Source organism: Rhodanobacter sp. FDAARGOS 1247 (genome assembly GCF_016889805.1).
GTDB lineage: Bacteria > Pseudomonadota > Gammaproteobacteria > Xanthomonadales > Rhodanobacteraceae > Rhodanobacter.
In genome coordinates, this window is the sequence record NZ_CP069535.1 from 1408464 (window position 1) to 1422862 (window position 14399).

Below are 14399 nucleotides of genomic sequence, written 5' to 3' on the forward strand. Positions count from 1 at the left end.
TTTCCATGACGCATCCTTCGAGAGCGCTATCGTCATGAACACATCCTTCCGTCCACGCAGCAAGTCCGCCGGCTTTTTCAGCCGCCTGCTGTATACCGGCCTGTCGATCTGGATGCTGGGTGCGGTGTATACGCCGGCCCTGGCGGCCGTCACCGTGGACCAGTCACCACTGATCATCCAGCGCTCGCTGCCACCGAACGTCACGCTGATGCTGGACGATTCGGGGTCGATGGATTGGGACTTCATGCCGGACTGGGATTATCTGGATACGAATCTCGATCCTCTGCGCAACGCGGCGAAGAACGGCGTCTATTACAACCCCGACATCACCTACGCACCGCCTCTCAAGGCGGATGGTACGTCCTATCCGAATTCCCCAAGTCTGACTGGGGCCTACAAGGACGGTTTTCGCGATACCAGCACGACTGACGTGACGCAGTATGCCAGTCCGTCTGTGAGCAACAGCTATTTCAAGTATTACACGCAGTTCACCTTCACCAGTACCAGTACCTATACGACGAGCACGCTGGGCTGTGATGACGGCGACTCTCTGCGGACTTCGACTCCCAATAAGGGAAAGTGCGAGCACTACAGCAGGAGGAATGGTTACAGCTACTACAACCCTTACTATGTCTGCAACCAAGGGGACAGCGGGCCGGATAGCAGCAACGTCTGCACGACCACGACCTATAGCTACAAGTACTACTTTACCTACACCACTGGTGCGAGCGATACGAAACATTATGTGGGTGCGTCGGGAGACTGTGCTGTGTTGCCCACGGCCAGCAAGGCCGTCTGCGATGATTCTGCGACGGTACAGCAGAATGTGGCCAATTGGTTCTCTTATTACCGCACTCGCATGCTGATGGCCAAGAGCGGCCTGATGAGCGCGTTCTCGACCATGGACACCACCTTCCGCGTCGGCTTTGGTTCCATCAATGGCAATAACAATGACGGCTTGCCGTCCGATTCTGCTACGTACAACTCCAGGGAAATCGCGCAGGTTGCTCCTTTCGGCAACGATTATTCCGCCAAACAGAAGAACAAGTTCTGGAGCTGGTTGAACGACATCAGTCCGGGCAGCGGCACGCCCCTGCGCCTTTCGCTGGATGCCGTGGGCCAATACTACCAATCAGCCCAGCCCTGGAAGGGTATGGAGTCCGATCCCGACTATACGACTGCCGCTGCCAGTGCACAGCTTGCATGTCGTCAGTCGTATACCATTCTGACAACCGACGGTTTCTGGAATGGTGGCACTCCGAGTGGCATTGGCGATACGGATGGAACTGATGGCCCTACCGTTACTGGTCCAAATGACCAGACCCTGACTTATGCGTCGGTATTGCCGTTTGCTGATGGAATCGGGACGACTGCGGTCGACACTCAGCCCGCTACCTGCGATGACTACAGGTACGTTCTGACACCACCCGATGGGAGCCACTCGAAGTACTACTGCTATCGTGCCAGCAGAGGCAGCGAGACAACCCCTGTATGTGGTAGCCGTGGTTACTCGCTCAGTAGCGACCGTGGTACCTGCAGCAAGACCACTACCACCGGCAAGCACTACGCCGACACACTTGCCGATGTGGCGATGAAATACTGGAAGGCCGATCTACAACCGGATATCTCCAACGAAGTGCCGACCAATGCCGAGGACAAGGCGTTCTGGCAACACATGGCGACCTTCACGCTGGGACTGGGTTTCTCGCCGGTGGACAGCAAAGATACTGACGGAACCAGCGACGACACGGCTCTGGACATTCCGCGCATAGCTGCATGGGCCAATGGTGACGCCACCAAGGCCATCACTGACTTCTCATGGCCCCAGCCGTCCAGTGACAGCCTGAACAACATCGCCGACCTGGCTCACGCGGCGGTCAACGGCCACGGCGGTTTCTACTCGGCCAAGAGCCCGGAAGAATTTGCCAACGGCCTGAAGGACGCGCTGAAGCGTGCCTCGGAGCGCGTGGGCACCGGCGCCAGCCTGGCGGCGAATTCCACCCAGTTGCAGACCGGTACGGTCGCCTACCAGGCCAACTACTGGACGGCCAAATGGAAGGGTGACCTGAAGGCGCTGGCGGTGAGCTCGGACGGCACCATCGCGGGTACGCCGGACTGGAACGCCGCCACCAAGTTGCCGGCAACTTCCAGCCGGAACATCAAGACCTACAACCCGACCGCGGCCGCAGGTAGCCAGTTCGTGGCTTTCGAGGTCGCCTCGGATGGCACGCTGCCTGCGCTTTCCACGGCGCAGAACACCGCGCTGAGCGCGGTGGCTGGTACGGCGACCAACGAGAGCAACCTGATCAACTATCTGCGAGGCGACTCGGCGAACGAGCAGACCAACGGCGGCAGCTACCGCAACCGGGACAGCGCCATCGGCGACATCGTCAATTCGCAGCCGGTCTACGTGGGTGCCCCCAATCCCAACCAGTTCTACACGGAGTCATTTACCGGTTCGAACGTGTTCTCGACCTATGCGAGCAACAACGCCAGCCGCGCGGGCGCAATCTATGTGGCGTCGAATGACGGCATGCTGCATTCATTCAATGCGAGCACGGGCGCGGAGAATTTCGCCTACCTGCCCGGCGCGGTGATCACTTCCGGCGTCAGCGCCTTGGCCAGCGTCGATTACGGTGGTTCGGTGGCGCATGGCTTCTTCAACGATGGCGAGTTGACCGTAGGCGATGCCTATATCGGCAGCACGCCGGGCTGGAAGACCGTGCTGGTGGGTACCACCGGTCGCGGCGTGGCCAAGACGGTCTATGCGCTGGATGTCACCGACCCGGCCGACGTGAAGTTCCTGTGGGAGCGTTCGGCAGCCGATGGCAAGACCGACAGCAACTACATTGGCCAGATGACCGGCAAGCCGGTGATCGCGCAGAGCGCCAACGGCACTTGGGCGGTATTGATCGGCAACGGCTACAACAGTGCTGCGGGAAAATCGGCGCTGCTGCAGTTCGATCTGGCTGACGGCACCTTGCACGTGCACGCCACCACCGATACCAGTGGCCTCGCCGCTCCGGCTGTATGGATGGATCCCTCCGGCAATGGCGTCAGCACGGTGGCCTACGCGGGCGACGCCAACGGCAACCTGTGGTCGTTCGCGATCAATACCAGCGCCGGCACCAGCAGCACCGCCACGCCTACCAGCGCTGGCGTCAAGCTGTTCACCGCGGTGGATGACGATGGCAATGCCCAGCCGATCACCGGCGGCATGCTGGCAGGCAAGGACCCGGCCACCGGCAACACCTGGGTGTTCTTCGGCACGGGTCGATACCTGACCACGACTGACCTGGCCGATACCAGTACGCAGAGCTGGTACGGACTGATCGTACAGTCGGGCACCGACGGTCTGGCGGTCACCTCCGACATGACCCGTGCGGACGATCTGGCGAAGCGCAGCATCACCGCCGAGGTCGATGATGGGCGCACCGAGACGACACTTGCCCAGGCTACGGCCGCCGGCACGTCGATCGAAGGGAAGTCTGGCTGGTACATGGACCTGACTTCGCCGGTCAACGGCGCCGAGGGCGAACGCATGGTCACGCCCAACCAGTTCCAGGGCAACCTGTTGCTGGGTACCACGCGCATCCCGAAGGCCAGCGATCCCTGCAACCCGTCCGGCCAGGGCTGGATCATGTCGATCGATCCTTTCACCGGCACCAATCCGGATGGTCCGTTCTTCGATGCCAATAACGACGGCAAGGTGGATTCGTCCGACTCGATCAACGGCACGCCAGTGGCGGGCATCGGCTACAGTTCGCTGCCGAACAACCCGATCTTTGTCGGCAGCACCATGTTGGTCAGTTTCGACAACGGCACCACCAGCAGCAAGAAGACGTCGAGCTCGACCGGACAAATCCAGCGCGTCTCCTGGCGAGAGCTGATCGCCCAGTAAAGGACTGAATGATGAAATCGCTCTCGAATCAAGGCAGTTGTTTCTCGAACCTCGGGTCGCCGACGACCCGGGGTCACGGTGGATCGCGTCGCATTGGCGGCTTCACCCTGATGGAGCTGATGATCACGGTGGTGATCATCGCGATCCTCGCGGCGATCGCGTGGCCGATCTACAGCAAGTACGTGGTCAAGACCAGGCGGGTGGCTGCGGAGGGTTGCCTGTCGGAGTACGCGAACTACATGGAGCGGTATTACACCACCCACCTGCGCTACAACAACGATGGTGCTACGCCCCCGGTTGCCAACACCAAGGATCTGGCCAGTCTGAGTTGTGCCGGCAATTCGCAGACCGGTCGCTTCTATACCTACGACCTGCCGGCGACATCACTGACTGTGTCTGCTTACGTACTGACGGCTACGCCGCAGGGCGTGCAGGCCACAGGCGACACGAAATGCGGCAAGCTGTCGCTGGATCAGACCGGTGCGCGCAGTGCCGACGGCACCGACCCGGGCTCATGCTGGTGACGAGGAACGCGACGCGCGCATGACGGTGCGTTGCACGGTTAGATAGCGCTTCGACCACCGGCCTTCCGCTGCAACAGCGGAGGGCCGGTTTCTTTATGGGCTGTCGCCAGCCGCTTTCCTCGAGCTGCCAAGCCGGACACGAACCGTCGCGATGCGGAGGCGGTGGACGGTGGTCCGCCCTGCGGGGTGTCGTGGGTTTGCGTGAATCCGGCATTGTTCGCCATGCGAGCGCGGCGGGATGTGTTGCGCTGGCGCCGTGGCAATGCTTTGATCGACGGTCATGAGCCAGACTGATACCCATCGCGCCATCGATACCGTGTGGCGAAGCGAATCCGCGCGGTTGATCGCGGGGCTGACCCGCATGTTGCGTGACGTGGGGCTGGCCGAGGAGCTGGCGCAGGATGCCCTGGTGACGGCGCTGGAGCAGTGGCCGCGCAGCGGTGTGCCGGAAAACCCCGGCGCCTGGCTGATGACCACGGCCAAACACCGCGCGATCGACCGACTGCGTCGCAGCAAGCTGCTGGAGCGCAAGCATGCGCAGCTGGTGCATGAGCTGGAGCATGAGCAGGAGCACGCCCACGCGGCGGCGGAGGCGGCGCTGGATGATCCGTTCGGCGACGACCTGCTGCGGCTGATCTTCGTCGCCTGCCATCCGCTGCTGTCGATGGAGGCCCGCGTGGCGCTGACCCTGCGCCTGCTCGGCGGCCTCAGCACCGAGGAAATCGCGCGCGCCTTCCTGATTCCCGAGCCCACCATCGCGCAGCGCATCGTGCGGGCCAAGCGCAGCCTGGCCAAGGCCGAGGTGGCCTACGAGGTACCAAGGGGCGACGAGCTGCACGAACGCCTTTCCGCCGTGCTCGGGGTGATCTACCTGATCTTCAACGAAGGCTATTCGGCCACTACCGGCGATGACTGGATGCGACCTGCGTTGTGCGATGACGCGCTGCGGCTGGGGCGCGTGCTGACCGGTCTGATGCCGCGCGAAGCCGAGGTGCACGGGTTGCTCGCACTGATGGAAATCCAGGCCTCGCGTTCCGCCGCCCGCGTGGATGCGCAGGGCGAACCGATCCTGCTGCTGGAACAGGACCGCAACCTGTGGGATCACCTGCGTATCCGCCGGGGACTGGCTGCGCTGGAGCAGGCGGGCAGGCTGGGTGGCGCCGAGGGTCCGTATGCGCTGCAGGCGGCGATTGCCGCGTGTCACGCGCGCGCCTCGACCAGCGAGCAGACGGACTGGGATGGCATCGCCGGCCTGTACGCGACGCTGGCCGAAGTGGCGCCTTCGCCCATCGTCGAGCTCAACCGGGCGGTGGCGGTGGGCATGGCGGCGGGCGCCGCCGCCGGGTTGGCGCTGGCGGATGGGCTGGTCGACGAGCCGAGCCTGCAGAAGTACCACCTGCTGCAGGCCGTGCGCGGCGACCTGCTCGAACGGCTCGGCCGTCGTGGCGAGGCGAAGGAGGCGTTCGAACAGGCGGCCGCGCTGACCATGAACCGGCGCGAACGCGAGTTGATGCTCGGTCGCGCCCGCCTCTGCGCAGGCGACCCGCCACCGGCGTGAGCCGGCGACACCGCCCATCCTGCCGCGCGCCTGCACGCCGTGATGGATTCCTGCCGGCGGCCGTGCTGAAGTAGGCCGGAAGGGGAGTCCTCGTCCACGCGTACGGGACACTGGCGGACGAATGAACAATCAGGAACAGGCCCGCGCCGAACTCAGGGAACGCTTCTACCGGAGCGTGGCGGAAACCCTCGCGCTGTTGCATGCCAAGCCCGATCGCGATCGCGAAGGAGTCATGCAGACCATCGCCGGCATCCTGGCGTCGACCATGGATCTGCCGCTGGTCTGGATTGGCCGGCGCGAGTCGGCCAGCGATGCGGTCCAGGTGCTGACCGCGGCCGGCCCGGCGGCGGCTTACGCGACGGCGCTCAAGCTCAGCGCGGATGCCTCCCACCCTGGTGGCCGTGGCCCGGTGGGCATCGTGTTGCGGCAGGAGCAGGCTCGCGCCACCTCGGTCGATGCGCCGGAGTTCCGGCCGTGGCGCGAGGCGGCACAACCCTGGGGTTTCGGCTCCTGCATCGCGGCTGCGGCGAGGACGCGCGATCATGGCCAACTGGTGCTGGTGGCCTATTCCGGTGACGGTGGCCCGAGCCTGAGCGCGGAACTGCTCGACTGGGAGCAACGGCTGGTCGATGAACTGGCCCGCTTCTGGGACCATCACATGCTGCTCCAGCGCAGCCTGCGGATGAGCCGCTACCGCGATGCGCAGCGCACGATCCAGCGCGCGCTGCTGGAACAGCCCGATCCCGAGGCGGTCTACCGCACGCTGGCGCAGGCACTGGCCGGGATCGCCGGCGCGGCCGCGGTCGACGTGTTCGCCGCCGATGGCGAGGACGGCCTGTTGCGCCGGGTGGCCCTGGTCGGCCCGCTCGCCGAGGTCATGCTGGCCTTGCCGCTGCCGCCGCTGCGCATGGACGCCGGCGCGGTGCCGGCACCCACGCTGGCCTTCATGCAGGGCGCGCCGGTGATCCGGCGGCTGGGCGCGTCGCCGGCCGATGCCGATGTCTGCGGCGACTTGCCCGCGCACGCAGGGGCGCTGGGTTGCTGGCCGCTGTTTTCCGCGCCGAACGACACTGCCGCGATGCGGGTGCCGGCCGGCGTATTTGCCGTGGCCACCGTCGAGCCGGATGCGTTCGACGACGAGATGTGCCGCCTGCTGGACGAGATCGCCGACGCCGCCGGGCTGGCCCTGAAGCAGCATGCCCAGCGCGACGCCCTGCTGCAGGAGCAGCAGCGGCAGACCTACCTGGCCCTGCATGACGACCTCACCGGGCTGCCCAACCGGCGCGCGCTGGATCAATACCTCGACAAGGTGCTGGCGCAGGCGCGCCGGCACTCCCGCCAGGTCGCCGTGGGCCTGCTCGACCTGGACGACCTGAAGCCGATCAACGATCTTTGCGGCCACGCGGTGGGCGATCGCATCCTGATCGAGGTGGCGAGCCGTTTTCAGCAGGTGTTGCGCGCCAACGATTACGTGGCGCGCCTGGGCGGCGACGAGTTCGTGCTGGTGTTCGGCGATCTGGAGGACGAGTCCGACCTGGACGAGCTGCTCGGGCGCGTCGACGCTGTACTGCGCCGGGCGATACGTATCGACGATGCGGTGTTTTCGGTCGCTGCCAGCCTGGGCATCGCGATGTATTCCAGCCAGACGATCGCCACCGGCGAACAATTGCTGCGGCGCGCCGACCAGGCGATGTACCAGGTCAAGGCGCGCAAGCGCAGCCGTTCGCGCTGGTGGGGCATGGCCTTGCCCGAAGGCCAGCGGGATCACACGGTCGAGCTCGACGTGGTCGCCACCCCTTATGGCGATCATGCCGGCGACCTGCTGCAGGCCTGCCGGGAAATCTGGGAGCGCCAGCTGCCGGCGGTGGTGGAGCAGTTCCACGCCGGGTTGCGCCTGCACGAAGGCATTGCCCGGCTGCTCGACGTGCTGCCGGCGGCCGACCTGGAAACCTTGAAGCTCCGCATCCTGCAGCACCTGCAGTTCCTGTTGCGGCCGGACCTGGATGTGGACACCCATCGCAAGCGGGCCAGCCGGACCGGCCTGTTCCACGCCGGTTGCGGACTGGAGGAGGTGTGGTTGCTGGAGGCGATCGAGCAGTTGCGCGACATCCTGGCGATGCAGCTGGGCGGCAGCGGCCCGAACGATCGCCGCGCACTGGCGATCCTGTTGCAGCGTCTTGGCATGGAGCGCCAATGGCAGCTGGAGAGCATGCGCGAGCTGCAGCGTCGCCGGGTCGCCCTGCTGGCCCGGGTGAATGCGCTGGCGTGGTCGGCCGAAGGCTATCTCGAACTGATCCAGGGCGTGGTCGATGCGCTGGTGTCGCATCGGGAAATCGCCGCCTGCGCGGTGGGCCGCCCCGACGCGTCGGGCGAGTTGACTTACGAGGCGGTGGCCGGTGTCGCCTTCGCCGAATACCTGCATGCACTGGGCACCGGCAAGGCCATGCCGATTCGGGTGCAGGCCGGCAGCCCGGACGGCGAGGGGCCGAGCGGGCGGGCCTGGCGCAGCGCGACCATCCAGCGCTGCACGCACTATGGCAGCGATCCGTCGATGCTCGGCTGGCGCGACATCGCGCTGAGCCTGGGCGTGGTTTCCAACGTGGCGATTCCGCTGTCGCCGGTGCCGGCGACGCCGGCCGTGCTGCTTACCCTGTACAGCCCGTATGCCGGCGGTTTCCAGGGCGAGGATCAACAAGCCTTCGTCGGCCAGATCAAGAGCGTGCTCGATCTTGCGCTGGCCCGCCTGGCGCCGCCGCGGCAGGGCACCGAGCTGCTGCCGTTCTTCGTGCGCGAGCGCTGGCGTGCGCTGGTCGCGACCGACGCGCTGCAGATGCACTACCAGCCGCTGATCCGCCTGGCCGACGGCTCGGTCGGCGAGTTCGAGGCGCTGGCGCGCCTGCGCGACGACGACGGCGAGCTGCTGTCGCCGGCGCGCTTTCTTCCCGCGCTGGGCGCCGACGATCTGCTGGCGCTGTTCGGCCAGGGCGTGCGGCAGGCGCTGGCCTGCCGCGAGGCGCTGCTGCAGGCCGGCCACCCGCTGGACATGTCGGTGAATGTGCCCGCGGCGGCGCTGGAGGACGTGCGCTACGCCGGGATGCTGTCCGGCCTGCTGGCCGGCAGCGGCTGCCCGCCGCCGTCACTGCTGCTGGAAATACTCGAGTCGCCGATCGGCACCGAACACGACGTGGTGTTGCATGGCCCCGGCATGCAGTCGCTGCGGGCGCTGGGCATACGCCTGGTCGAGGACGATCTGGGCGCCGGCTACAGTTCGCTGATCCGCCTGCGCCAGTGGCCGTTCGACCGCATCAAGATCGATCAGGCCATCGTGCTGCAGGCGCGACAGGACCCGCTGGGCACCTTGCGCTTCATCCGCCAGCTGATCCGCATCGGGCACGACCTGCAACTGGAGGTGGTGGTCGAGGGGCTGGAGTCCGCCGAGCTGTTCGAGGCCGCCGCCATCCTGGGCGCGGACTTCGGCCAGGGTTATGCGCTGGCGCGTCCGATGCCGGCCGATGCGCTGGCGAGCTGGCTGGTCGGCCATCGGCATCCGCCGCGCCGGGGTGGGCCGCGAACCGGGCTCGGTGCGCTGGCCGGCGAGTTGCGCTGGGAAGAACAGTTCGTGGCGCTGCCGCCGGAGCCGGCGTTCTGGGCAAGGCATGCCGGGGGCGACTGCGATCCGGGCGAGTACCTGCACGGCGCGAACCTGGGCGCGGCGCTGAACGCGAGTCATCAGGCGATGCACGAGGCAGCCCTGGCCGGTCCGCTGGACCCGGTCTATCGCCGTCGACGCGAGGCTTTCCTCGCCCTGCTGGTCGAACACGTGCTGGATCGGGAAGCCGGCTGAGCGGGGCTTGCGCCGGCGCGCGTCATTCCGCTTGGGCGCGCTTGTTGCGGACGCGCTTCCTGCTGCCGGTGACGCGCGCGTTTTCCGGCGCTCTGATCGCTCCGGCGTCTTTCATCTGCTCCATCCACGACAAGGCGTCGAGGTAGGCCAGGAAGTGCTGGAGATAGCCGGGCGAGAGTTCGCGCATCAGGGTGAGCGAGCGATGCACCAGGCTGCCGGAATTGAGCGGGCCGGCGTTGGCCGGCACCTGCTCCAGCGATTGCCGCAGCTGGCCGCGGGCACGCACGCGCGTCCACAGGTTCCTGAATTCGCCCAGTGACTCCAGCACGGGCAGGGCCGTTAGCGCCGGCACGTTGCCGGTGGCGGCGGAGTCGGCGCGAACCGCGGCGATTTCCTCGACCAGCCGGCCCAGCGCGCCAGGCCTGGATGGCTGGGCGAATGCCGTGGCGCCGTCGGGTGCGCCTGTCGAGTGCTCGACTTCGTTCGCATAGGCATCGACCAGGCTGGCCAGCCGTTCGTCCAGCATGCGGCGCGCCGTGCCCTGCTGATTTGCCGCGTGCCGCTCCAGCGCGTCGATGAGCTGGAAGCGGACGGGGTCCAGCCGATCGGCCTGCCGCTCGCGCCACGCGTCGAGCATCGCCCGGGTTCGCGAGCAGGTATCAGTCACGGGGCGTGGCCGGCTGCTTCGGGATCGGCGACATCTCCACGCGCCGATTGCGCGCGCGTCCGTCCTCGTCGACATTCGGACTCACCGGCTGCTGCGCGCCGAACGCGGCGGCAAACACCGCGGAAGCGGGCAGGCCATCGGCGATCAGGGCGCGCGTCACGGTCAGGGCACGCTGAGCGGACAGCTCCCAGTTGTCGGCGAACTGGCGATTGCCGCCGCTGATCGGCCGGTCGTCGGTGAAGCCGCTGACCATCAGGATTTCATGGCGCGAAGCGAGATACGCGGCGAGCGGCGCGGCCAGGCTTTTCAGCAGTTCGCGGCCCGCGGGTTGCAGCTGGTCGGAGTTCAGCGCGAACAGCACGCTGCCGCGGATGCCGATGCGTCCGTTGACCAGGGTGACCCGACCGGCGGCCAGCGGCACGGCCAGCGCCTGCTCCAGCGTGATGCGGCGCTGCGCCTCGATCTGGCGCTGGCGCACTTCCTCCTGCAACTTGCTGGACAGCTGCAGCTGCATGCCGATCACGCCCACCAGGATCAGCACGAACACGCCGAGCAACACCGACATCAGGTCGCCGAAGGCGGCCCAGATCGGCGCGCCCGTTTCCTCGACGCCATCGGTCTCCCCGCTCATGCGGTTTCGGCTCCGGCGCTGGCGGCAAGCTGCTGCATCTCGCCGATGATCTGCTTCTGCGACAGCATGCTGAGGTCGATGACTTCCCTGGCCTGCGCCACGTAATAGGCCAGCTGTTCGTCACTGCGCGCCAGCGACTTGTCCAGCGCCGCCTGGATGCCGAGCAGGCGATCCAACAGCATGTCGTTGGCGGTGCCGAAGCTGTGCACCGCACCGGCGAACATTTCGCCCAGGCTGGCCACCTCGGTCGCACTGCTGCTGACCTGGGCGGCCACCGCGCCGAGCTTGCCAGTTTCGTTTTCCACGTGCTCGGTGAAGCGGCCGCTGACCCGTTCCAGCAGGTCCGCCGAGGTGGCCACCAGTGCATCGACGGCGGTCCGCTGTTCGGTGGAAGCGTGGTTCACGGCGTCGAGCAAGGTGTCCAGCGTGGCCAGCAGGCGGCTGCGTTCCTCCAGCATGGCGTTGTCGCGGACCATGCTGTCGGACAGCTTCTGGCGCAGCTCGGCGACCACTTCGGCCGCGGCGCGAGGCGCCTCGGAGGCCGCCTGCACCAGCCGGGAAATCTCGGCGATGGTGTCGCTGGCGTGGGCGCGGGTCTGCGCCGAGATGTCCTGCGCGGTGCTGGCCAGGGTGTCGCAGATCTGCTGCTGGCGGCTGGCGGTCTGCTCGCCTGCAAGCTCCCATTGCCGGCCCAGGGCGGCGGTCATCGCCGCGAGCTGCTCGGCCCACTGCGCCAGGCGTGCGCTGTCCCGCTGTTCCAGGGCCGTCTGCAGGTCGGCGTGCGACTGCTGCACGATGCGCACCAGCGACGTCGCGTGTTCCTCGAAGCTCGCAGCCGCACCGCTGATGGCCTGCTGGTTGCGTGCGACCAGGTTCTCGTTGGTGGCCTGCTGCGTCGACAGCGCCGTGCTCCACGCTGCCGCCGTGCTGTCCGCGGTGGCGTCCAGTCGCGCAGAGACGCTTTCGACCAGGCTGGCCGAGCGCTGCTCGAAGGTCTCGGCGAAGCGCTCCAGCGTGCGATGCAGCTCCGCGTTCAGCGCTCCGTTTGACTGGCGCTGCGCGTCCAGCGCATCGCGCCAGCGTTCCGCCAGCTCTTGGGTGCTCGCAGCGAGCCCGCTCGACACGCCGTCCAGCTGCTGCTGCACGGCCCGGCTCACGCTGTCGTGCAGCGCGGCCGTTTCGCGCGCCAGGCCCGCCATCGTGGCTTCCATCGCCGGCTGCAGCGCGGCGCCGACGGCCCTCGCGTTCGCCGCCACGCTGTCCTGCATGGCGGCCTCGATGGCAAGGGCCAGGCGCGCGTGCGTCGCCTCGGCGGCGGCGTTGAAGCTTTGCTGGCTGGCCAGTTGGCGCTCGCTGGCGGCAAGTCCCTGTTGCTCGATGGCCGTCATCATCGCCTGCAGGCGATCGACCAGCGCCGGCATCAGTTCGGTCTGTTGCTGCAGCAACTGGAACGAGGCTTCGCGCTGGTGGCTCTGCGAATGGACACGCAGGGTCGTGGCGATCTTCGTGTCCAGCGCTTGCACCGCCTGCAGGCGTTCGCGCCGGCACAGCGCGGAAAGCAGGCCCAGCATCGCCGAACTCGCCACGCCCGCGATCGAGGTGCCGAACGCGAAACCCAGGCCCTTGACCGGCGCGGCCAGCGACTCGCGGATGGCCTGCAGGTCGGTGGCGCTTTCCAGCGCCATGCCGGTGCCGCGCAGCGTCGCCATCATGCCCAGCAAGGTGCCCAGCATGCCCAGCAACACCAGCAGGCCCACCAGGTACGGCGTCAGCACCGGCACCGGCAGGGCCACGCGGCCACCCTCGATGCGCAGGCGCGTGGCGTTGCGCAGGCTCGGGTGCAGCTCCGCGAGCCAGTCAGCCAGGTGGTCCGGCGTGGCGGACAGCCCGCTGACGGCGTGCGTCAGGGTCGAGCTGGCCTGCCGATAACGATGCAATTCCAGGGCGCCGGCCAGGTAGCACGCGGCAATCAGCGCCGCGACCGCAGCGCCCGCCGGATTGGAACCGAGATAGCCGGCGCCGATCCAGCAGACCACGGCGAGGCCTGCGCAGAACACGGCGAGGTGGAGAAAATTTCTGAACATGACTTCCCGGTTAGCAGGTGCGAAGGGCTGCAAGCAGACCTTCGACGGGTTGAAAACGAACATCCAGTTCGGCGAGCAGCACGCTCTGCCGGTCCTGGCGAAAGACCTCCAGCCAGGCGCCAGGCGAGGTCGGGGTGGCCTGCGCCGAGGCAGCCTGGTGCAGGCGCTCGAAGTGTTCCCCGAGCAGGGCAGGCACGTGGGCCAGCAGCGACTGCTCGCGCGGGCTCAGCGCCGCTTCCATGGCGGCGTCCACGGCCGCCAGTCGCGCCATCGCGACCGACTTCCCGGCCAGCGTGTCGCGCAGGCGGCCGCGCAGCTCGCCGGTGGCAGCCTGCATCGACCGCTGCAGGGACAGATGGCGCTGACGGAACATCGGGTAGTCGACGGCTTCCGATGCATCGGCTTCCCCCGCCTCGCCGCCGGCGCGCCGCGGCGGGCCGGCCGGCACGCGGTCGCCGACGATGGTGCCGGCCAGCGAGCGGCGTATCCGGGTGCATTCGCGCTCCTCGCTGCCTGAGTCGTGTGCGCCGGAGTCGGTCGCGGCAGGCTTCCCGTCGAGCGCGGTGGACAGGGCAATCGCGTGGCTCCAGTCCAGCCACCGGCCCAGGTGGTCGGCGAGCGATGGCGGGGAGGGCGGAACGTCGGCGTCCACCAGGTTCGCCAGCAGGCGAATGAACGTCGGGCCATGGATCGGGGGCCGTTGAGGAGCTTGCACCATGCGTTTCGCTTGAGAAAACCGCCAGTTTACATGCTGCCGGGGCCGCGGCTGTCGCCGCGATCCGTGCTGCGGTGATGGGCCCGGTGGATGTCTCGTGCGCAAGCGAAAGAAGCCATCGCTGCAGATGGCTTCAGATGAATCAGGAGGTGGCGGGCGAGGCGGGGACCGTTGTGCGACACCTGCCGTATGAAGTGCCCGTTGCTACGCGCACGCTGCGCTTTTTATGGCACCCACTTTCGAGGTGCCCAAACGACGAAACCGGCCACGGGGCCGGTTTCCTGTAACGATGGTGGGCGATGCAAGGATCGAACTTGCGACACCTGCCGTGTGAAGGCAGTGCTCTACCGCTGAGCTAATCGCCCGCCGAGAACGCGCAATTTTAGGGATAGTCGCGGGGCGGGTCAATGCCTTTTGCAGCGACGGCCGTCGCGACGGTCACGGGGCCTTGGGGTGGCCTTGCTAGACTTGCGCC

At 67.0% G+C, this 14399-nt stretch carries 8 protein-coding genes and 1 tRNA gene; 4 read left to right on the plus strand and 5 right to left on the minus strand.

Annotated elements, in window-relative coordinates; genetic code table 11:
* Nucleotides 1-34: 34 nt before the first annotated feature.
* The 4 genes from I6J77_RS06335 to I6J77_RS06350 all read left to right on the plus strand — a co-directional run bounded on the left by I6J77_RS06335 (nt 35) and on the right by I6J77_RS06350 (nt 9827).
* Complete coding sequence (locus I6J77_RS06335) at nt 35-3901, plus strand: pilus assembly protein (protein WP_204110975.1); 3867 nt, start codon at nt 35-37, stop codon at nt 3899-3901.
* A gap of 110 nt (nt 3902-4011) precedes the next feature.
* Nucleotides 4012-4425: a type IV pilin protein gene (locus tag I6J77_RS06340; RefSeq protein ID WP_239309205.1), complete on the plus strand. Its 414-nt coding sequence runs from the start codon at nt 4012-4014 to the stop codon at nt 4423-4425.
* A gap of 280 nt (nt 4426-4705) precedes the next feature.
* Nucleotides 4706-5983, plus strand: a complete 1278-nt coding sequence (locus I6J77_RS06345) for an RNA polymerase sigma factor (RefSeq protein WP_204110977.1) — start codon at nt 4706-4708, stop codon at nt 5981-5983.
* A gap of 121 nt (nt 5984-6104) precedes the next feature.
* A complete protein-coding gene (locus I6J77_RS06350) occupies nt 6105-9827 on the plus strand; it encodes an EAL domain-containing protein (protein WP_204110978.1) in 3723 nt (1240 codons plus the stop codon).
* A gap of 22 nt (nt 9828-9849) precedes the next feature.
* Here the strand turns inward: I6J77_RS06350 and I6J77_RS06355 are convergent, their stop codons facing one another.
* The 5 genes from I6J77_RS06355 to I6J77_RS06375 all read right to left on the minus strand — a co-directional run bounded on the left by I6J77_RS06355 (nt 9850) and on the right by I6J77_RS06375 (nt 14289).
* Nucleotides 9850-10494 (minus strand): DUF2894 domain-containing protein, encoded by a 645-nt coding sequence (locus I6J77_RS06355; protein ID WP_239309206.1) that lies wholly within the window; start codon nt 10492-10494, stop codon nt 9850-9852.
* Nucleotides 10487-11125 carry an OmpA family protein gene (locus I6J77_RS06360; protein ID WP_204110980.1) on the minus strand — a complete coding sequence of 213 codons (639 nt, stop codon included), beginning with the start codon at nt 11123-11125 and terminating at the stop codon, nt 10487-10489. Before I6J77_RS06360 ends, I6J77_RS06355 begins: the two co-directional genes overlap by 8 nt.
* Nucleotides 11122-13209 (minus strand): DUF802 domain-containing protein, encoded by a 2088-nt coding sequence (locus I6J77_RS06365; RefSeq protein ID WP_204110981.1) that lies wholly within the window; start codon nt 13207-13209, stop codon nt 11122-11124. The genes I6J77_RS06360 and I6J77_RS06365 overlap by 4 nt, the downstream gene beginning before the upstream one ends.
* 10 nt (nt 13210-13219) lie before the next feature.
* Nucleotides 13220-13927, minus strand: coding sequence for a DUF3348 domain-containing protein (locus tag I6J77_RS06370; protein WP_204110982.1), 708 nt, complete (start codon nt 13925-13927; stop codon nt 13220-13222).
* Nucleotides 13928-14214: 287 nt separating this feature from the next.
* Nucleotides 14215-14289: transfer RNA gene (locus I6J77_RS06375), tRNA-Val, on the minus strand.
* Between the last annotated feature and the right edge of the window lie 110 nt (nt 14290-14399).

Excerpts from the sequence above, each read along its gene's own strand:
- I6J77_RS06335 (WP_204110975.1), top strand. The coding sequence starts at position 35 with ATGAACACATCCTTCCGTCCACGCAGCAAGTCCGCCGGCTTTTTCAGC.
- I6J77_RS06340 (WP_239309205.1), top strand. The coding sequence starts at position 4,012 with ATGGAGCTGATGATCACGGTGGTGATCATCGCGATCCTCGCGGCGATC.
- I6J77_RS06345 (WP_204110977.1), top strand. The coding sequence starts at position 4,706 with ATGAGCCAGACTGATACCCATCGCGCCATCGATACCGTGTGGCGAAGC.
- I6J77_RS06350 (WP_204110978.1), top strand. The coding sequence starts at position 6,105 with ATGAACAATCAGGAACAGGCCCGCGCCGAACTCAGGGAACGCTTCTAC.
- I6J77_RS06360 (WP_204110980.1), bottom strand. The coding sequence starts at position 11,125 with ATGAGCGGGGAGACCGATGGCGTCGAGGAAACGGGCGCGCCGATCTGG.
- I6J77_RS06365 (WP_204110981.1), bottom strand. The coding sequence starts at position 13,209 with ATGTTCAGAAATTTTCTCCACCTCGCCGTGTTCTGCGCAGGCCTCGCC.
- I6J77_RS06370 (WP_204110982.1), bottom strand. The coding sequence starts at position 13,927 with ATGGTGCAAGCTCCTCAACGGCCCCCGATCCATGGCCCGACGTTCATT.